The 20,700-nt window shown below is 44.0% G+C and carries 18 protein-coding genes; all 18 read right to left on the bottom strand.

The genetic code is table 11. The features are described 5' to 3' along the window. Nucleotides 1-2 precede the first annotated feature (2 nt). Nucleotides 3-1,199 carry a type IVB secretion system protein IcmH/DotU gene (gene icmH / locus L0992_08970; protein ID XGB65858.1) on the bottom strand — a complete coding sequence of 399 codons (1,197 nt, stop codon included), beginning with the start codon at nt 1,197-1,199 and terminating at the stop codon, nt 3-5. 5 nt (nt 1,200-1,204) lie between these two features. After that, complete coding sequence (tssK, locus tag L0992_08965) at nt 1,205-2,536, bottom strand: type VI secretion system baseplate subunit TssK (GenBank protein XGB65857.1); 1,332 nt, start codon at nt 2,534-2,536, stop codon at nt 1,205-1,207. A 41-nt stretch (nt 2,537-2,577) separates the two neighbouring features. Continuing rightward, nucleotides 2,578-3,066, bottom strand: coding sequence for a type VI secretion system lipoprotein TssJ (gene tssJ / locus L0992_08960; GenBank protein XGB65856.1), 489 nt, complete (start codon nt 3,064-3,066; stop codon nt 2,578-2,580). Continuing rightward, on the bottom strand, nt 3,063-4,013 hold the full coding sequence (locus L0992_08955) for an FHA domain-containing protein (protein XGB65855.1): 951 nt from the start codon (nt 4,011-4,013) through the stop codon (nt 3,063-3,065). Before L0992_08955 ends, tssJ begins: the two co-directional genes overlap by 4 nt. A 3-nt stretch (nt 4,014-4,016) precedes the next feature. Then, nucleotides 4,017-4,745: a transporter substrate-binding domain-containing protein gene (locus tag L0992_08950; protein ID XGB65854.1), complete on the bottom strand. Its 729-nt coding sequence runs from the start codon at nt 4,743-4,745 to the stop codon at nt 4,017-4,019. Next, a complete protein-coding gene (locus L0992_08945; protein ID XGB65853.1) occupies nt 4,732-5,730 on the bottom strand; it encodes an ABC transporter substrate-binding protein in 999 nt (332 codons plus the stop codon). Before L0992_08945 ends, L0992_08950 begins: the two co-directional genes overlap by 14 nt. Then, nucleotides 5,727-8,294: an MFS transporter gene (locus tag L0992_08940; protein ID XGB65852.1), complete on the bottom strand. Its 2,568-nt coding sequence runs from the start codon at nt 8,292-8,294 to the stop codon at nt 5,727-5,729. The genes L0992_08945 and L0992_08940 overlap by 4 nt, the downstream gene beginning before the upstream one ends. Before the next feature lie 10 nt (nt 8,295-8,304). Continuing rightward, on the bottom strand, nt 8,305-10,917 hold the full coding sequence (tssH, locus tag L0992_08935; protein XGB65851.1) for a type VI secretion system ATPase TssH: 2,613 nt from the start codon (nt 10,915-10,917) through the stop codon (nt 8,305-8,307). 46 nt (nt 10,918-10,963) lie between these two features. Then, entirely contained in the window at nt 10,964-11,896 is a 933-nt protein-coding gene (locus tag L0992_08930; protein XGB65850.1) for a type VI secretion system baseplate subunit TssG, read from the bottom strand. A 64-nt stretch (nt 11,897-11,960) separates the two neighbouring features. Then, nucleotides 11,961-13,712 (bottom strand): type VI secretion system baseplate subunit TssF, encoded by a 1,752-nt coding sequence (tssF, locus tag L0992_08925; protein ID XGB65849.1) that lies wholly within the window; start codon nt 13,710-13,712, stop codon nt 11,961-11,963. Further along, nucleotides 13,705-14,127: a type VI secretion system baseplate subunit TssE gene (gene tssE, locus L0992_08920; GenBank protein ID XGB65848.1), complete on the bottom strand. Its 423-nt coding sequence runs from the start codon at nt 14,125-14,127 to the stop codon at nt 13,705-13,707. Before tssE ends, tssF begins: the two co-directional genes overlap by 8 nt. Next, nucleotides 14,127-15,521 carry a type VI secretion system contractile sheath large subunit gene (locus L0992_08915; protein XGB65847.1) on the bottom strand — a complete coding sequence of 465 codons (1,395 nt, stop codon included), beginning with the start codon at nt 15,519-15,521 and terminating at the stop codon, nt 14,127-14,129. Before L0992_08915 ends, tssE begins: the two co-directional genes overlap by 1 nt. Before the next feature lie 38 nt (nt 15,522-15,559). Beyond that, complete coding sequence (gene tssC, locus L0992_08910; GenBank protein XGB65846.1) at nt 15,560-17,038, bottom strand: type VI secretion system contractile sheath large subunit; 1,479 nt, start codon at nt 17,036-17,038, stop codon at nt 15,560-15,562. Further along, nucleotides 17,038-17,541 (bottom strand): type VI secretion system contractile sheath small subunit, encoded by a 504-nt coding sequence (tssB, locus tag L0992_08905; GenBank protein ID XGB65845.1) that lies wholly within the window; start codon nt 17,539-17,541, stop codon nt 17,038-17,040. Before tssB ends, tssC begins: the two co-directional genes overlap by 1 nt. A 19-nt stretch (nt 17,542-17,560) precedes the next feature. Beyond that, on the bottom strand, nt 17,561-18,082 hold the full coding sequence (locus tag L0992_08900) for a type VI secretion system tube protein Hcp (GenBank protein XGB65844.1): 522 nt from the start codon (nt 18,080-18,082) through the stop codon (nt 17,561-17,563). Between the two features lie 32 nt (nt 18,083-18,114). Next, nucleotides 18,115-19,560 carry a type VI secretion system ImpA family N-terminal domain-containing protein gene (locus L0992_08895; GenBank protein ID XGB65843.1) on the bottom strand — a complete coding sequence of 482 codons (1,446 nt, stop codon included), beginning with the start codon at nt 19,558-19,560 and terminating at the stop codon, nt 18,115-18,117. Nucleotides 19,561-19,779: 219 nt separating this feature from the next. Beyond that, nucleotides 19,780-20,079, bottom strand: a complete 300-nt coding sequence (locus tag L0992_08890) for a PAAR domain-containing protein (GenBank protein ID XGB65842.1) — start codon at nt 20,077-20,079, stop codon at nt 19,780-19,782. Nucleotides 20,080-20,103: 24 nt separating this feature from the next. Next, complete coding sequence (locus tag L0992_08885) at nt 20,104-20,664, bottom strand: hypothetical protein (GenBank protein XGB65841.1); 561 nt, start codon at nt 20,662-20,664, stop codon at nt 20,104-20,106. Nucleotides 20,665-20,700 lie beyond the last annotated feature (36 nt).

The raw sequence follows: 20,700 nt of genomic DNA, 5'->3' as shown, positions 1-20,700 counted from the left end.
AATCAGTTAGACTCTTCCTTGTTTAAGTCATGCGCAGAAGTGCGAACAATAATGGCGTTTATTTGGCCGTTTTCTACGTACCATGCTTTGGTCGTTCTCGCTTCTTCTGAGGTGTTTGCTCTCAATATCACTCGGTAGTATTTTTTGTAAGGTGAGATAATTGGCTCATAAGCGGACGGAGATAGGTTATTAATGAACGCCTGAGCATTTTTCTTACTTGAGAATGTCGCGAGCTGCACTAACCAATTGGCTGTGCTTGGTATGAAGTTGGTGGTTTGTGAGGCTTCTACCGCGTCGGCTTTACTCGCGTGACGAGGTGGGCTCTCCAAGTCGTTATCTTGGCTGATGAAGACGATGTCTTTGATTTCACCAGACAAAACGTAACGCTGGCTAAAGTTTGGTAAGAAGGTGAAATCTCGAGCTCGTTGCTCATGAGTCTTGGTATACCAAAATTCCGTTAAGCCAATACTGGTCGCTATCAGGCAAAAGAAAAACAAACTGGTGATAAAGTAACGCTTGCGTCTGGTCGGTTTTCTTACTTCGGGTAGCTTTACCTTAGTGCGGCAATGAACGCCACTGGCGGTACGATATTGGCTGATGGTTTGTTCTAATTGATGAACGAACACTTTTAACTGTTCAGCGCCGCCTTCACGGTATTGGCCTTTGAAGCCAATATTGATGAAAAGGTAGATGATCTCCAGAAGATCGATCAGCTTGTGTGGTTGTCTTGCTGCTTTTTCTGCGACAGAGAAGAACAGTTCGCCACCGTTACGCATACCAAACAGTTCACTCAGTAGGGTTTTGTTTTCCCAGCCTCGCTTCTCTCCCCATTCGGTGTAGATGATGAACTCATCGATCACCACTGCATACAAAAAGCAGAGCTTGTCGATAACGGCTATAGGGTAGGTAAGCTCGGTCGCTTGAGCCTTTATGTCGTTAATGCCCTGAATAAACTGCTCTCGGAAAACGGTTAAATCTTCTGGCTCAGACAGTGTCGATATCTTGAGTGTCTTAGTCAGCAAATCACTACTGATGTTGATAAGTTGATTCTCTGCCTTATCAAAGTGACGCAGAAACTCTTCTTGGGTGCTGGTGGAGTGTACCGCCACCAATTTAGAAAAAGCCTGGTCAGAATCTGTATTCGCAGAGCCTTTTGACGCTTTATCGATGACCAGTGTTTCTTCGTCTAAATAGTCCATAGCCATTATCTCAACGCGTATAGAACGACTTCGAGAGCAGGTATGCGAGCATCGACGTGCAGCGCAATCGCATCACGAGTATCAAGCATATCGAGCCAGTTTCTGTCTTTGGTATCGACCTCAAAATAAGCGACGCCTTGCATCGGCTTCAGCTCACTTGGCGCGATAGGCAGTGGCGTTAACGAGATACCAGACAGTGAGCTTCGAACGAGTTCTACAATCTTGTTGTTACTGCTGAGCTTAGCGGAAATAGGGAATAACTCATTTAGCTCTGTGCTGCTGATGTCAGACTTAACACTCAAAACGAAACGGCGGTTATAAACGCTGCTTGGATCTTTGATTAGCGTGCGAAGTAGGCGACGTTTTTCAAACAGTGAAATATCCCACTTGAACTCGATAACCGAATCTTGTTGAACGAGTGTCAGTAAGTTTCTTAAGCTCGAAAACAGCGGATTAAAGTTGTCGTAAAGCTTGTCATATTTTAACGGTTGGCACTCATCAGGAATCGCAGGTGTTAACGCCATGACTTGAGCTTCAAACTGTTTTAATTTCGAATACAGTTCGTGCGTCGGGTATTTGGTGTTACTGATGGTTAATTCAAACCACGGCAGCCAAGTGTTGAGCGTTTGAAGCCACAAGAAATCTTGCATCATAGACTGAGGACTCTTTTGTCCTTGTCCAGCTTCGATGCGTTTCAGAAGGTTTTGAGCTCGATTACTGACCAGCGCATGAATTTCTTTGACTCGTTCGCTAAGGAGAGTTGAGGCACCGTAATGTAGGCAAGCTGGAATGAAGGCTCTATCAAGCATCACTTCATCAGAATCACTGATTTCTAAGATCTTAGCGACGGGAATTAACGTAAAACCAGACGTGTCTTCTCCCGCGAATTTGAGGCCAATATTAAGCTGCGCGACATCAACTTCAACACTGGCGTTTTCAGAGGTTGAGGAATCGAATACGTTGATTGAACGGGTGATGTAGCGGCTCTGTTCTTGACCGTCTTCACTGTAGTCATTGTTACCTTGCAAAGAGATTGGAAGAGCAAGATAAACAATGGTTTCAATCGTACCCTGCGGAATATCGACGACGATTTCTTGCTTGAGGTTAAACTGGGTTCCATCAGGGAACACACCAGAACAACTTGGGATAGATAGCTTACCGATCTTCAATAGATCGTGGTTCAGCACTAATTCGGTGATGCCAAAGAAAGGGGCAAAACCAGCCAGTGTTTCGATGTTCTGACGAATGTAGTTTTGCACATAGCGATCTTGCTGCTGAAAGTGCTGAGGCGCAATAAACATCCCTTCTTGCCACACTACTTTTTTGAAAGCGTCCACGTAAAATCCTTTTCTATTATTTTTATATATTGGCTTTTTTATTAAAAGATTTGCCACCAGCTCGAGTCAGGCTGTATCACGGCCAACTCTGCTTTCTTCCCTGTAATTGTTAACTCTAACGTTTGCTCTGGGTCGGAAGGCATCATCAAAACGGTTTTGGTCGTGCCGTTTTGGTAATCCGCGAATTCGACCAGTGCTGCAATGTATTGAGTGTTCTTATTGATATCTAACGTCAGTTTTTGTTCTGAGCTCGGTAGTACAATGGGTAATACCTGTTTTGAAACTAGGTTGGCTGCCAGTAACTGCAAGTCATTGTTGTATAAATCAATAAACGGAAGTTGTTTAAACAGTTGTTGATCCGTTAATTGATAAAGCCTAACCACTACAGGATTGGCTTGGTCGTCATTGTATTGGTTGACTGTCGCATCCGCTTTAACGGTCAACGAGTATTGAGTGACCACAGGAGCTGGATCCGATGAAGAGCATGCTGCGATCAGTAAACAAAGCGATAAGAGTATGAGACGTTTCATTCTCTCTCCTCGCTTTGCTTTTGCATATTCTCCATAAACAGCGCTTTGAACTGACGTCTGAAATCTCCGTTGTCTTGGCGGTGTTGGAAGTGCTTTCTGTAGATCTTCCAATACTTTTTATCTTTGTTGGTAAAAATACCGTTACTTACATACTCACTAAACTGATTCTCAAGTTGCTTTGGTGCAAATTCATTGAGGAACTGATCAACAGTCTGTTCTAACGCGTCGAACAGTGCTTTTTGCTGCAGTTGTGGATTCTGTAAGTACTGTTGGTTTTTCTCAGTTAAGGTAATGAGCTTGTCGATCGACTCTTCTATACGTGTGTTGTTATCAACATTAACCGGTAAGTACTCTAGTTCAGCAGAAGAGAGGGCGTTACTATCGCCATGAGCAATTTCGTCCACTTCAATGTTGGGTATGACTTTGTCTTCGTCTAAATCTTCAAAAGGGTCAGACGAGAAGGGGTCGTTACTCAATACGTTCTTCGACGAGAAATTTGAGGCTTTCTTAACGGTTGCGACTTCTGGAGCGTCATCTAAAAAGTCTGTGTCGCTGTCGTCTAGTTTTAAGTTGAAAGGTTCTATAAAAGTATCATCCTGTGTGGTGTTATTGGCCGCGCTCACTTTTGGGTCACTTAATAGGCTCACTAATAGTGTGTAACCGCCCAGTTTGATGATGTCACCATCGGTAATGACGTACTCTTTCTCTTTTGCCAGTGATTTGTCGTTCAACGAAACGCCGTTGTTACTGATGTCTTTAATCACGTAACCACGGTCAGTGGGGTAGAGTTGGCAGTGAGTTCGAGATATCCATTTCGTTTGATCGGGTAGTGCAATATCACATGATGGGGAACGGCCTAAGCTTCCGCCACTTTCTGGCAGATACGACACTCTAGAGGACACAACCTCTTCAGCAGGTACAGAAATCATGTGGACACTGATGGACAATGGCTACTCCTTGCACTTGGATATGGCTGAGTTAAAACTATCTAGGAAACCTGAGTAGGTTTTAAGGAATCGATTCGAAAAGTAGACCCCCATATCCTTGGTATCTAAATTCGTCGAATTGAAGTAATCGAGTGGTAAAGAGGCTTTATCCAATTCTCTTTTAAAGACCAACTCATCCTCTAAAACAACATCAATTTCCCTTTGTTTTAAAAGTCTTAGTAATACTTTAGCATCTCGTGGCTGCTTAACGACGTTAAATCCATTACGTTTTAGCCAAAACCATTTGTTTGAGCCAAATTTGGCAGAAAAGTTAAGGTTTAACTTTGACAATTCATCAACCTTCGGTTCCACTCCTGGGCCAAAATACCAATTCAAAGTTTGCTTCGCGATAGGCGCAGAGAGCGTTGCGTATTCATCTCGTTCAGAGGTTTTGGTTGCCACGAAGAAACCGTGTTGACTGCCGCTATGAACACGCAATTGCGCATCAGACCAAGTGGTCATTGTCAGCTGATAAGGTTGTCCCATCATACCTAAGGCGCATTTAACCTTGTCTAAGGCGATTCCTTGCATTGAGGCATTTTCATAGGTTTGGTACGGCGGCCAATCTTGCGTAGTCAGCATTAGGCGAGATGGCCCAATTTTGACTTGAGCAGAGGCACTCACCGACCAAAACGTCGAGATGAGTAGGGTGATTAACGATAATCTGATGGTAGAGGCTCTAGTTAACATCATTAGAGTGTCCTATCACTTCAGAGATCTTCAATATTGACACTGGCGGGTAATAGTCGAGCTTATGTGCGGCCTCGATATTAACAATATAGGAATATTGGCTCAGTGACTCTATCGGAATGTCTGAAGCTTTTTGAGTTCCTTTCAATATGTTCTTCGCTTTGTATCCAGCGAATTGACCAACATTGTAGTAACGGCTAACAATGCCAAACAGGGCCTTATGTTTTCTTATCGGACTCTCGGTCGCCGAAAAAGTAGGTATACCTGCGGAATGTAGCCCCGATACGACGTCCCCGCCTTGGGTGATAATGTATGAATCCGGGGGTAAATAAGCCATATCGATACCATCACGTTTCATATTGTTTATCGTGATGTTAATTAAGTCGCTGTTTGACTTGGTTTTATCAATGTTTAATGGGTACAACATAACACGCTTGTTATAAATTTCCGATAACTCCATCATTTTATTTGCGGTGATAATCGAATTATTTTCGTCAGCGTTATATATAACCCCAAGGCTTGAAATGTTATTGAGCTTTTCTATCGCTTTAAACTGTATTTCATGGGGTACGATGTGCGATACACCAGTAAAGTTTCTGTCTGTTGAAGATAAATCAGTGATTAACTTAGAACCCACAGGGTCGGTCACGATACTGAATACAACGGGCGTCGTGTTGTTTATTCTAAATTCGCTAGGTTCAGTGTAAGTTCCTAATAAATTCAGTGTGATAGTGGTACCAAATGAATAAATGAGGTCGGCTTCTTTATATTCTAGATCTCGAATATGTTGTTTGAGCTGAGCTTTATCTCGGCTAGCATCAAGAACGGTAAATCTCACATCAATATGTTGGGATAAATAATCCATGAAGCCTTGTTCAGCATCCGTTACTCCCCGCCATAATAAAAGAATGACGTGTTTTTCATCACTCTTAGCAAATGAAGATGGGGACATTAAAATAAAGCTGAGAACGAACACTATAAATCTCATGATTGAACCCCTAGCTTCTGTTTATCAGACTTCAGGAATATCGAGAAAAACACAATTAAACTAAAGGAGCTCGCGAGAAGCGACGCGCCAAATATAAGAATGGTTTGGTCGTAACCGAAGATACTCAAACAAACCCCAGCCAGCATTGGCCCCGCGATATTACCGATACGCTCTGTAAGTCTGAAAATACCAATGATTTTTCCTTTCTCGATTCCTTGACCGGAAAGCAGGTCGATAACCAAAGGTATTTGTGGAGAAACACAGATGCCGTGAGCAATACCGATAATTATCACGATCAGCAGTAACCCTAATGTGCCTTGGAAGAAATAGAAATTAAGCAAGGCGAGGGATGAGAGTAGTCCACCAATAAAGATAAAGGCCATTTTGTTTTTGAGTTTGTCGACCAGAATGGAACTCAATGGCGAAATTAATATGATGGCGAGACCGTAAGCCATAATCACACGCCCAGAAACAGAGCTGCTTTCGCCAAGGAATTGCAGGTAAACAGGGCAGATGTAGTAAAGGAATCCTGTGAGGACGATCTTCGCGGGTATCGCACTGAATATCGTGATTAAGGCGAAATACTTATTGCTCAACAGCAGCTTAAAGTCTTTTAATTTAACTGGCTTGCTTGAATTACTGGTGTTCGATTTTTCGAAAAACACATACACGAGTAACACACTGAGCGTTGCCAATAACCCCGCAAGCATAAACGTTTCTGAATAGCCCAATTTTTCCGCGAGAATTCCACCAATCGCGGCACCGCATAAAGATCCAGAGAAGAAGGCTGACAAGAAAGTTGCCATGCCCTTGGTGCGGTTAGTGTCGTTTGTGGTATCGGACACATAGCCTTGTGCTGAAATGAATACAATGCCGTAGCCAACCGCAGTAAAAGCTCGAGCGACGAGTAACAGTTCAAGGGACTGAATGAAAGCAGTCGCGACTAAGCCGATACAGGTGATGAGACCACCTGTCATCAATGAGTGTCTTCTGCCTACTTTGTCTGACCAATAACCCGCAAACGGTAGCGAGATAGCCCAACACAGCATGAATAGGGAAATGGGTAGGCTAGTGACAAGGTTTTCAGGAATCCAGCCGGTGGTGTTTTCTAGCGAAGAGACAAATCTAGGAAAAAACGCTAGCGAAGACGCTTCTGAGAACACCAATAAAAACAGCGGTAAGCGAATGAATCGAAAGTCTTGTTTGTCGATATCTTGCGATGGCTGACTTGGGTTGAGCTTTGTGATCGCTTGGTTGGTGAGGTTAAGCAGTTTGCCAATTTCATCGCGGGTCGAGATCTTCGCCAAATGATTAACAATGTCTCGATTGACCAACATGAATACTTTCTTTACTTGGTTCCATGGCGAAATAATCATGAAATTACACATAAATAGAATGATTTCAGCCACTACAAGGCAAGAGGCAACCAGCACGGTAATCATATCCATGACGCTCTCTTTGAGCAGGTTGATGATCAAGTTGTTGTCGGTAGTGACGTTCAATTGAATCGTGTGGCTGTTGTTGAGTGAGAACGTCGACTCTCGAATTGAAGGATGCTCAACGTGCTCTGCTGGGTAACGATAAGAAGTGCCAGACTGTCCTTCGAAGTTAATCGAGAGAATTTCGCTATGATGATCAACGAAGAAAGCAAACTCCTCTTCTAAGCCATGTAGCTTGTCGTCAGGAACTCCTTTATCAAGTAACCCTTTGATCATTTGATTTAATGAGTCGCCAATTAGGTTGGATTTTTGCTCGAGTTTCACTTCGTAGAGTTGGGAGAACTTGTCTAGAGATTGATACGAAACCCCAAGGTTGGCAATGATCGTCAGAAGGATAGCAAGTGAGATGATAAACACTGGGAAATGTTTGGTTTTGAGTTTTTCAAACTTAGACAGTGAGTTTGGCGATTGCAGTGCTTTGTGAGCCTGGGTAATGGTCAGAAGCAATTCATCCGAATCCGCGGCGGATTCAAATATCGCGGTTGCACCTTTTACTCGGCCAACAATACCTTCTAATAGATATTTCAAGGCGACAAACGCGAATAAGCAAGAGAGCAGTATCCAAATCGCCGAATAGAGAAACTGAAGCTTGAGCAAGAAGGTTTTTTGTTGCTCTAAAAGAGTTGTGGAGTAATAGAGCTTAACTTGGCCCTCTACTAATCCAAAGGAATTGGTGATGTCTAGTGATAGCTGACGGTCACTTTCTTGATTTCCCTCTCCTGTACCAAACAGTCGTTCGCCCGAAGTTGAGACGACCACCAAAGCGGTAATGCCATCGACGATTTTTAAACGGCGGTCCAACATGCTTTGTATGTTTGATATTGCTGAGAGAGGTAAGCCTAAACTGATCGCTTGATTGATGTCGTTATGTGTTTCCTCCAACACAATCTCATAGATGGAATCGGAGGTTTCAGTCAGCCTTTTTTCGAAATTGAAATAGTTTAGTGTTGCATTTAAGGTGATGGAAAACAGCAAAACCGCCATGATGGCCAGCATCAACTTAACCCGAAGAGACAGGTTAAGTAGTGAAGGTTTGGTCAAGGTTTGGCTGGCTTTGCTGTTCATTGGTTAAGACCTACTTAATAGATAAATCAAAGTCGGCACTGTTGTTCGTCGCGCTAACAGTCACTTGAGTAATCGGTTCGCTACGGCTGAGTCGACCAATACATTCTTCAGCTAATCTCGGCATCAATGAACGATTAATGATTTGCTCAACGGCACGGCCACCGGTCGTAGGGTCGGTATTACGGTCAACCACGAATTGAATGAAATCTGCGTCCCAAGTAAAGGAAGCTTGATACTGTTCTGCGAGTTTCTTCTTGATTCGATTTAGCGAGATCTCAGTGATTTTCGCTAACTCTTCATCGTTAAGCGGGTAGTAAGGGACAATGGTTGTTCGTCCTAAGAAAGCGGGTTTGAAGTATTGCTGTAAGTCCGGACGAATCGATTCAAGTAGCTCGTCGTTGTCGATACGATCTGTTGTCTTCGCGCACACATCACAGATAGCTTGGTCAGCTGCGTTCGACGTCATGATGATGATGGTGTTTTTGAAATCGACAGTTCGACCTTCACTGTCTTTGATGTGGCCTTTATCGAAGATTTGATAGAACAAGTCATGTACGCCCGGGTGCGCTTTTTCCATCTCATCCAATAGTAGTACTGAGTAAGGATTACGTCGGATTGCTTCTGTTAACACACCACCTTCACCAAAGCCGACATAACCTGCTGGTGAGCCGAGCAACATAGATATCTTATGTTCCTCTTTAAACTCGGTCATGTTGATCACGGTAAGGTCGTTGCTACCTCCGTACAGTTGTTCCGCAAGTGCCATGGCGGTTTCGGTTTTACCCACACCACTTGGGCCACACATTAAGAACACGCCGATAGGTTTACGATTATCCGTCAAACCAGCACGGGAGATGCGAATCGCTTTTGCAAGCTCGTTCTTCGCAACGTCTTGACCAATAACTCGAGTATTGAGCTCGTCTTCTAAGGTCAGAAGTTTAGCGATTTCATCACTCATCATGTTGCCAACTGGGATCCCTGTCCAATTGGCAATCACTTGCGCGATGGTGTTGTCGTCAACCATCGCATAAACCAAAGGCTCTTCACCTTGCAAGTCTGCTAATTCGGTTCGCAGAGTATCAAGTTGCTTTTGCTTGGTGGCATCTACTGCATCTTGCTCTTGTTCTTCAGTGATCTCTTGTTGAACTGTTTTGATTTGATCGACCAATTCAATCTCTTTTTCCCAACGTGTGTAATACGCAGCTAATGCTTGTTGGTTTTCTTCGATAGATTGAGCCAGTTCCTTGATGACTTCTGCGCTGTTTGAGAATAGGGCATCTTCTTTTTCGAGCGCTGATTTTTCATTTTCTTGGTAACGAATAGTTTGTTCTAGCGTTTCCAGTACCTCAGGTTTAGCACCTTGAGTCAGTGCGATTCGAGCACTGGCGGTATCAAGCAGGCTGATCGCTTTGTCTGGTAGCTGGCGACTTGGTAGGTAACGAATAGATAGATTAACCGCAGCTTCAATTGCGGATTCAGCGATAAATGCACCATGGTGAGCTTGCAGTGAAGCGGCTACACCACGAAGCATTTGCATTGCATCTTCGGCGTTAGGTTCTTCAATGGTCACAACTTGGAATCGACGTGTGAGTGCAGGGTCTTTTTCGAAGTACTTCTTGTATTCTGCCCACGTTGTTGCAGCAATGGTTTTGAACTCACCACGTGCCAGAGCTGGCTTTAGAAGGTTGGCTGCATCGTTTTGTCCTGCAGCACCGCCAGCACCAATAAGCGTATGAGCTTCATCGATGAACACAATGATCGGTACTTCAGAGCTTTTCACTTCGTTGATGACATCTTTCAGGCGGTTTTCAAACTCGCCCTTAACGCTTGCCCCCGCTTGAAGTAGCCCAAGATCCAGAGAGTGGATTTGTACGCCTTGTAGTGCGCTTGGTACTTCGTCTGCTGCAATCCTTAGTGCTAATCCTTCAACAACAGCGGTTTTACCTACACCGGGTTCACCGACCATGATTGGGTTGTTTTGGCGTTTACGACACAGGATATCAATCGCTTTTCTGACTTCGGCATTACGGCCTGAAATAGGGTCAATATTTCCGTCAATCGCTTGCTGAGTCAGGTTAACAGTATATTTGCTTAATGCGTCGTTACCTGCTGGGGTGGTATCAACTGAACCGTTAGCAGAAGGAGCGGCTGTGTTACGTGCAATCGGGGTCTTCTTGATCAGGCCTTGCAGAGACTCTAGTGACACGCTACTCAATGCTTCAAGTTGTAGTGTGCTCACACCGAGTACATTCTGTTGCATCAAAGCTTGAATAAGGTGCAAGCTGACTATCTCACCGTGGCCGTAGTTTACGGACGCGATCATCCAAGCATCTTTGATTAACTCAGTTAAGCTGTGGCTTAATGTTGGCTGCCCTTCATTGCCTTTAGGCAACATAGATATTTTCTTTGTCAGTTCATTTACTAGCGCGTCTAATGAAAGCTTTTGAGACTCGCACAATGCCATGATCTTTGGATCTTTCTGGGAGATGAGTTGAAGAATCCAGTGTTCTGTTTCTATCGCTCCAACACCTTGGTTCATCGCCGCGCCCGCAGACGCTTCCAGCGCTTGCTTAAGCTCGGGAGATAGCTTTCCTACTAAGTTAGTGAGAGTTACTTGTGTCATAGTCAATTCCTTGTATCTCTATAATCTATACATTCCGTATTACGAACTACAAAAGCAAAATCTTTACGGTTTCATTGGGGTTTCGTTCAGGGGCTAGGTAGTCAATCTCACCCAAACGAGCAGCCATAGAAACGTTGCTTGATAAACGGGGTCTGGTTAAATATGAACGCTTAACGTTCAGGTAAATAGCAACGGGTGTGCTGTCTTTTAAATAATGCTGCGTCAAAGACAACACCGCTTTAGCAAACTGGTCATCTCGCTGAATCTCGAGAAACTCATTTCTGTTTTTTGGGGTAACAAAAATACTCAAATTGTTGAAATGGGCGAGGCAGGTTTTGCCAACTAAAAAACCTTGGCCTAGACGACTGTTGAAGTCGCGATTAGTACCGATTCGAGTCAATGAGTCTGAAGGTAGCAGGCGTCGTTCAAAGGCTTTACATTCAACCTCAATCGAATGTGGAAAAAAGTCATTTAAGATCTTTTTCAATGTGGTTAGGCTGCGACTTTGTTGGCTCAGAAGAAGCGAGTATTGCAGATACTCTTTATGTTCTTTCCCTAGCGCAGCAAAGTGATTCAATAATGCTGTTTTCTTTGGGTTTTGTTCGCTTTCAACCAGCAACCAACGTCGTGCATTGGTTCGATAGGTAATTTCGAAATGTCTTTGGTTGAACACGTCCAGAAAATCTTGAAGAGAATGGTCTTCGTTGTGTATCGCCGCTAACAGTTCTTCGTAAATATAATTCGGTATCACGCCTTTAACGCCAGAGAGCGCTTGTTTCGCCAGTCTGAGCTTGGCTTTATTTCCCTTTAACGAAAAATATTGAATCTCCTGAGGATTGCCCGTTGGCATTGCCTCAGACTTCAATTGAATCTGTAACGGCGTGATACTCTGAGACTGAAGTTGCTCCAACAATCTCATCGCCTGTGAGAAGTCGTACTTCCCAGGCTGAGTCGTTAAATCTTCGATGAAGTGCTTCATATCATCTCCCTATGACTATCGCTTGGGCTATCTATAGTTGACGGCGCTACCGATATTCGCTGCGTTATAGGCACAATTGACTACCGTGAATTTTCGGGTACTTTTTGACGATACCGTCTCGTCCGTAAATACGGATCTTGAGCTGGATGTATCGGTCAAAACTACAAAATTGTTGGAAGAAGCGGTTCAGCACATCGGCAAATGCAAGGTAGGGTGATGTGGCATCAAGCGTCAATTCAATCTCAGTACCGGGAGAGAACACGTTTTTGCCCAACACACGAATAGCCGATACTTGGGAGTTAAATGTGATCGAGTGAATCATCTGAATTTCAGCACTTGATACCTGTTCTCGGCTGCACAAACTCAACATGTGTTTGAGGTCCGTGACTGGGTTGCTCGATTGCACCAAAGACGAAAAGTTGGTGTTCAACAAACTAATGAACTCCCAATGGATGTTTTGGTCAACTTCCTTGGTAATGGGCGCTGAAGGTGGATAAATAGGTGAAAACTCACCTGGTAAGTCGATGCTTTCTAGGCATTCTAACGTACCGCTTACTCCACAAGCTTGCTTGCCGTTCGTGCACAGTAAGTTGGTGCCGAGCAGCTTACTAAATTCAGTATTGGGCGTTTCCGATAATGAGATTGCGATGCTCATTTCACCGAAGTGATTATGTTTACTTTGCCAGTAGTCGTATTGTTGGTTGTGAGAGTATTTCTCTTTAAAAAGCGGGACTAAAGGTATCTCGCCATTGGGCTTAATATCATAAACATTCTGAATTTCAATGATTTCGATATTGTTGTCGCTGTGTGCGTCAGCATTGACTGGAACAGACAGGGTTCTGTGATCGTAAGGGATCGGCTCGCCTGTTTGTTCGAACAAGTTAATTGCGGGCATCACGTTCAGTTTGAAAACATCTTTGTTGAACAGGCGGATAAACTCAGACGGTAATGAGGACATGAACAAATTGATGACGATTTCAGATTCGTCAAATTGGCTCGCGTATTCGGCAAAGTTCTTAAGTCTGAAGAACTGTCGTTTCTCTTTGAAAAAGAAGAACTCGTTGATCAGTTGGTAACCCGTAAATTGATTACCGTGTTCAGGCAGAAACTTAAATTCAAGGTCGCTGATTCGATTCTTGAGCTGGTGGCTATCGACAGTGACGTGTCGAGCGCATTCACTGTCTGAAATTGAAATCGATAAGGTATTGTTGAGAAGAAGTTCGACTAACGAATCCGCATTGTTCTCAAAACCTTTAACGAAGAAGTCGAGGTCGTTCAACTCCAAATGGCTGAAATGCACTTCAGGATCGCCAGTGCTTAAAGAGATTTGAACAACGGCAGAGCTTTGATTGGCCGATTTCGGTCTATTAAAGCTAAATGGAGCGCTTAAAGCCTTGATGTTACTTAAATTAAACGGAGCTATTTTGAGTTCATCAACGGTTCTAAATAGGCATTCGTTTTTGGTATTGGTGCTCGAAAACAGCGAACCTTTCGGTAAGGTGCTCGACTCAATTGGACCATCTTCGGCAAGCAACTCCAGATAGGCAACGCTTGGAACGGTTTGAATGTAAGAAGGGTAGAGGACACTTAAAATGCCTTCAATAACCTCAGGAAGTTGCTCAGAGAGCTTCTTTTCCACTTTCGCATTCAAAAGTGCTACGCCATCTAATAGACGCGCCATACTTGGGTCTTCGATCTTGCCCTGATGAATGTTGAGTTTTTCAGCGTGCGTCGGATATTCTTGACCAAACTGCCCCAATGAACGGCGCACAAAAGCCAGTTCTTGCTCGAAGTAACGCATAATAGGTTCAGTCATAGTTATCTTCTTCTAAAGAGGTCGTTAAGTCGCTTAATGCGATTTTGGAATCGAAGATCAGGTCTTGTTCGCCATGGCTGGTTTTTACCTTGGCAATGATGTTGAACGAAAGCGAGTTGTCGCCTTCTTTACGCTTTCCGAGTTCAACGGAAATATCATGTAATCGTGGTTCAAAACTCTTGATCCAGTTTTCTATGCGCAAAGTAAGTTGTGTTTTTTCTAAGGTTGCGCTGAGTAACTGAATATCTTCGATACCAAATTTCAAGTTAGAGCGATTAACTTCAATCAATCTGTTATCGATATCTGTCAGTGATGCCTCGGCTTCTAACAGTTTGGTGAGATGGAACTTGATGTCTTCAATCTCAGCATCCTGATAAGGTTTCGAATCGCTGATAAAGGTTGTCCAAAAGCTCATTACGCCACCTCATTTAGGTCGGTGGTCAGAACTACTTCGCCACTGAAGTAATCAAACTGGTATTGAGGAACGATGCGTAGAGTGCAAGCAAAGCTGCCAGCTTGAGCGCTAGACTCAGTGACACTAACTTTAGCGAAGCTTAATGGGTATTTAGATAAGGTCTCTTCATTGGCAAACGACACATTGCTCGAGAATTTTTCAATCCAGTGCGTCAAAAACAACTCACATTCTGTAGCATTGTTGAAGCTGCCGATCATTTCTCTTACCTGAACTTTTAAGTAGTGAGCAATTCGGCAAGACATCAATGTCGTTTGAATCTGGGTAAGCACTTTGTCGTTGTCACTTTGCCCGCATTGCCAAATCGAGTTGTTACCATTGAAGTAAAACTTGTCGGTTAAAGGGCTTTTCGCTAATGGGATAAAACCACTTTGCGCGTAGAAATTCGATAGTTGTCCGAACAGGCTAATGTCGGTGACTGGCTTTTGCAGGTGGCTATCGAAATAGTGGTTCGCAGGCAGATTGATAACAGCACCTTGAAGCTTGTCGTTCCAACGAGATTTCAAAAAGCCAAACCAGTTAACGCGGTGAAACTCTCGTATGATAGTGGTCGCCAGCACCATATTGGCTAAACCCCAAGCACCTTTACCTTGCTCGTTATAAATAAAGCCAGCTCGTCGGTTTTTGTAGGCATCACGCAGGCGCACTTGAGGAAGTGCCATGCCGATAAAGCGAGAGCTCGGTTTGCTGCGTAAATCCTGCCACGCTTTAAAGTCGGGGCCAGAAAGTATTTTGTTGATACGTTCAATGTCTGATAGCCAATCAGCGCCGCTTTCACCAAAGAAGGTCGAAACTGGGGAAAAGAGCATAGGGCAGAGTGTTGCTTCGCCTAATTTCCCTAATAGTTCTACGGTAAATAGATCGTCGTAATCGGCATCAAAATCGATGTCCATCGAGATAGGGTGACTAAACGAGATGCAACCAAACGGGTGACCACCTAAGGTATTGAGTTCGTTATTACCAATTTTGTTATACAAGTCACTGGATTTGGTCGAATAAGCTTGGTTGACGTCACTGGAGATCTCCGCCCAATTCATATCGAGTAACTTTACATGAGCTCTTTGATAGCTTACGGGTAGGGATACGAGTTGTTGAAGGCTTAACCAGTTGCGCTCTAGCTTTTGAAATTCAGGTTCATGCAAGATTTCATCAAGCTGCAAACTCAGTTCATTATCGATTGTTGATATAAGTGTTGATATCAATGAAATTAGTGAGGATTTAGAGCTTAAGGAGTGTTTGTCTAACTCAGATAACAGAGATAAAGCCTCTTTCATAAAGGTATTATCTGTGTCATCTAATTGATTGAATTTGTTTTGCCATTCTGTATTTAACTTCATACAAAATTTTTGGCCGGATTGCTCCGGCCAAATCCCTATTAGCCTGGAATCTTCGCAACCATTCGAACTGAAGTTGTCAGTTCTTCAAGTTGTAACCAAGGTCTTAAATGAGCGACTGCTGAGTAGGCACCCGGTTTACCAGGTTGCTCAACCACTTCAATGCGAGATTCACAAAGAGGGGTTTTTGCACGTTGCTCATTGCCAATTGCACCAGCGTTGGTGTATTGGTCGATCCAAAGTTGTAGCTCGCGTTTGATGTCCGGAGCTTCTAGGTTCGAGCCTAATTTGTCTCGACCCATTACTTTCAAGTAGTGGGCGATACGGCTACTCGCCATGATGTAAGGTAGGCGGGCAGAGATTGCAGCGTTCGCTGTTGCATCAGGGTCAGTGAAGGTTTTAGGCTTCTGTGTGGTTTGACCGCCGATGAATACAGCGTAGTTGGAGCTCTTGTAGTGAACCAAAGGAAGGAAACCAAGGTCAGAAAGCTCTTTCTCACGCTCATCTGTTAGGTTAACTTCTGTTGGACATTGCTGAAGTAGATCGCCAGCTTCAGACTTGTACGTTAGGTTTGGAAGATTCTCGACCTTACCACCGTTATCTAAACCACGAATAGAAGTACACCAGCCAGAAGCGGTATAAGCTTGAGTCATTTTAAGACCCAGATCATACGCTGCATTTGACCAAACTAACTGATCATTGCTGGTTGGCTTAGGATTTCCATCCATGTCAGTGCCAAGTTCTTCATAAGCAAAGACATCCGTGCTTAGGCCTTTGTCACCATAAGGTAGACGAGCCAGAGTACGAGGCAGAGTTAGTGTTACGTAACGTGCGTCATCACTCTCACGGAAAGAGTTCCATGCTGCGTATGCAGGAGAGTCAAAACCAGCGGCTACTGGCTTGCCTTCAGAGAAGGTTTGGAAGTCGTTAAACTCAAACATCTCAGCGTTTGCGGCGGCAATGAATGGTGCGTGACATACTGCAGCAACTTCACCCATGTAGCGAAGTAGGGCAACATCTTCATCTTTCGCGCTAAACTCGTAGTCACCAATGAAGGTACCGTAAGGTTCACCACCAGCAGTACCGAATTCGCCTTGGTAAACGGCATTGAACAGCGGGCTACGGTCAATCGCAGGCGCATCTTCAAATTGGTCTAGCAGTTCTTCTTGAGTGTAATCGACCATTTTGATCTTCAGATCTCGGCCAAGCTCACTCTCTTTAACCAGTTTTTGCAGACCACGCCAAGAGCCTTCCAGCTTTTGTAGGTCTTTCTGTTGCATGACTTCAGATAGCTGTTGAGACAGTTTCTTATCAATTTCAGAGATTGCGTTTTCAATGGTTTTTGTAACGTTCTTATCCCACGTCACCGTGCCAGAAAGTGCTTGCTCTGTAAGTACAGAAAACAGCTCTTTGGTGGTGTCTGCAGGAGTTTGAGTGGTTGCTTCAATCGCACGGTCTAGGAAGCTCAGTGAGCCTTCCGCCGCCTCCGGTTGCGCTTGATTCTCAGTTTCAGTACTCATTACTCAGCTCCTTCTTCTTTAATACCAAGCTCATCAGAAAGAGCATTAATCGTATCTGCACTTTGTAGAACTTCTTTAAGTAGCTTCTCTAGGTCGCGAGAACGATCGGCTTTAGAAAGAAGTACCTTCAGTTGATTGCGGGTTTCGACTAGCTTCTTAAGCGGTTCAACTTGCTCGATGATTGCTTCAGGTTCGAAGTCTTTCATTGAGTCAAACTTAAGGCTCGCTTCGAATTGGCTGTCATCGCCTGCAAGTACGTTGTCTACTTTTAGGGATAGTTCAGGGCCAACGCGCTTCATTACAGTGTCGAAGTTGTCTTTATCAACGTTATAGAAGGTACGATCTTCCACTTCTTCTTTGTCTTGCTTATGGCCTGAGTAGTCACCAATAACCCCAACAACAAAAGGGAGCTCTTTGGTTTCTACAGCGCCATTAGTCTCAACGTCATAGGTAATACTTACGCGGTTCTTACTTACGCGTTTATGTTGGGAATTTAGTGCCACGGTAACTCTCCTTGTTTAATTACTTAGCAGTGGAAGTAACTTTAGCTGTAGTAGCATCGAAGCCAACCTCAGGGCCTTTCTCGATCTTACCGCCGTCTGCTTCAATGTAGTAAGCCTTCGAAATTTCTGTGTAAGTTAGGCTGAAAGATTCGCTTGGCAGTGAACCATCCGTACCAGACATGTTGTAGCTAGACATACGAGCCATTTTTAGCGTTAGAATCAGGTATGGATCAGCACCAGAACCTTCACGGTTTGGTTTTGTCATAACGATTTCAACAGTGCGACCTTCAGGGCCCGGCGCATATAAGAATGTGGTTAGATGTGGTGTTGCACCATCACAGCCACGAGTCATGTTGACTTCACCAAGAGCAACCATGCCTTGGTCCGCATTGTTTGCATTACCTACATCGATACCAACACCACGAACAGCGCTCCAAGAAATACTATCAAGAGCAAAGAAACCATCTTTGCCTCCGATTTTTTCTACAGTTGCCGCACCTTTTGGTGTCGTACCATCAATTCTCATAAAAATAGAAGCCATTACTTTCTCCTTGCTTGACGCATTAATGTGCTTTACCACTCAAAATCTTGCAGGCTGCTCGATGATGAGTCGGAAGTAGATTCAGATGTTTGGTTTGTATCTGTCGTGCTATTTGAACTATCGGGAACTGACGTTGCTGTCGCGGGCTCTTCAATAGTCGGTTTCGCTACCGGCGTTATCTCCGGAGCGGAAGTCATTACAGGAACCGACTTTCCAGACAAGTCCATCTTGTCTAGGTTGTCCATTCCCGTCATTTGATTAATTTGAGCAATCACATTCTGTTCATTGCCAATCATTTCTTGCAGCAGCTCTGGGAAGCTCATGTACCCCCAACGAATTGAACGCTCAAGTAAGAAGGCGATAGGGCTGTGAGGTTCAGTTTCTTTGAAGTATTCGGCGATTTTTCGAATCTCTTGAAATGCATGGTCACGATTCACAATGCCGTTAATGCTCGATACATTTTGTACAACTGTTTGAACTTGACTCGAAGCTGGCTGAACACTTGACGCATGAGATTGCGCTGGGTTTGCTAGGGGGTCTTGCCCTAGGTCTTGGTTGGTTGCCGTCGCAGGATTAGCGTTGCTGGCAGTATTATTCGCTTGCTCTGATGCCGCAGGTGTTGAATCGCTTTGCACTGAGGCGTCTGCAGTGTTCTGAATAACATGGAACTCATCATCTAAAGGCCAAGGAGTGAACTTTTCACCCACTAAGAAATGTATCGCCTTGATAAGATCACGAACGTTGGTTTTGATGAAATTGAAACTGATTACTGTTGCGCCAACGGCTTGGCATTTTGCCGCTAAGTTTTTTTCTACAATCTCCAATTCGCTGTAAATGCTAGCCAATTGAAAAAGTGTTTCTGAAACGCTTGGGTCAAATTCGCCTAAAGCTGACTCTTTTAACTCTGTAATATTGCCTTTGCGCTCTGCCGTGAGGTAGTCACCAAAAGTGACACCGGCACAAAAATCAATCATTTGAAAAGGAATGTAGAAGGAGCTTGAGTCAATAGACTCACCAACCAATTGAAGTAGGGGTTTAGTCCTAAACTCAGTAATTTCCTTTGCTTTCCCTGCATCGTCAGAAGCTTTGAGTTTTGCTTCTGGTGGCATTGGGTTCAACGTGTCCCAAAATTGGTCGATGAAAAGGTTTAACGCTGGGACTGCACTAGCAAGGTTATGAAATGGTTGCGAAGTAAAGAGTTGGCTAGTGATGTACCAACCCAATATCTCTAAGTCTTTCGATTGGGAAGTCAGCGTTTCTTCCGAAACCTTTCTCAACTCAGCCCAATTGTCTGTATTGGCATCTACGATTGCGGGATCAGACGAAGCGTCAGGCGTTTCAACTAACTGTCTAAATGAAGATTGAGCACTGTTATAAACATTTCTCAAACTGCGATAGGCACTTCGATCTAACTTCAAATAAGTGCCTGATGGCGCATCATCTGAGATTGGAACAAGTAAGTGGTCGATTTCTGTCATATACATCCTGTAAAAATCTATTGTTATCCTAATCGCACCAAAGTGTCATGTTTGATACATAATCCTTATGTTTCGTAAACACTTGTTAACATTTATTAATTCTAGAGCTTTTTCGTGAAAAGTCTCATGCAAAATAGATATTTACTTAAAACTTTGAACTTCATCTAAGAAAGTGGACCGATGTCACGGTTTTTTGAAACCCTATGAAAAGTAAGGTATTTAACCTCCAATCATCACGGTTGGCATACCAAGAACAATCGTGCCGCCATGGCTCGTTGTATCACCCATACGCGCAGCGGGTTTGCTCATTATGAGTACGGTAGCACTGCCCTTAATGATGCTGTCTGGAGGCCCAACACATACGCACATATCACCAAGGGTTGCTGCTGGCATATTACCTATAAGCACTGTTGGGACTCCGGGACCACTAATCGGGCCGCCAACGTGCGGGATAGGTGGGACAGCAGGTGTCTGCATTGGGCAAACGTGCATGTCAGTTAATCGTGCGGCTAACGTCATTAGTTACTCCTGTCATCTATAACTTTATGCTTTACTACCTTTGGCAAGCTCAAGTGCAATGCCAATGGACTTTTTATAATACTCGTTGGTTTTATCCCAGTTAGGCAGTGCCGCAGAGTGGTTGATCGCGCCTGCTACCGCCTTAGAGTATAAGAAAGGATCGGGCAGAACGTTGGGTAGATCTGGCGCTACAATGCTGCCAGAACCATTCCAGAATACGGCTTGAGCTAACCAAGACGGGCCGCAATTGAGCTTGAGCTTGTTGGAAAAGAGTTCGCTCTTTCGCCTCTGTTCCTCTGAAGGAGACTTAACCCAAGCCTTGGCGGTTGAAATACATTGCTTTTGCATTGTAGACCACACATCATTTCTTGCATCGAGCGTATGTGCGCCCCACCAAATGGCTTCACGAACGGGCAGCCCGTGAGCAAGAAACTGAACCAAGTCGAAATAGAGTTCGTCTTTCAGCAAAGCTTCTATAGAGTCAGCGATGTTGAGCTCTTCATCTATCAGAGTTTGAGCTTCGTCTGAGCTTGAAAACCTATCGAGTAGTTGCCTACCCGTTTGATATGGAATCTTTTTATACATCTTTTCTTTCTACCTAAATTTTGTTCGTGGTGGCTC

The organism is Vibrio pomeroyi, from assembly GCA_041879425.1.
Lineage (GTDB): Bacteria > Pseudomonadota > Gammaproteobacteria > Enterobacterales > Vibrionaceae > Vibrio > Vibrio pomeroyi_A.
Note: the sequence above shows the minus strand (reverse complement) of the source record. Positions and strands in the feature narration are given on the sequence as shown.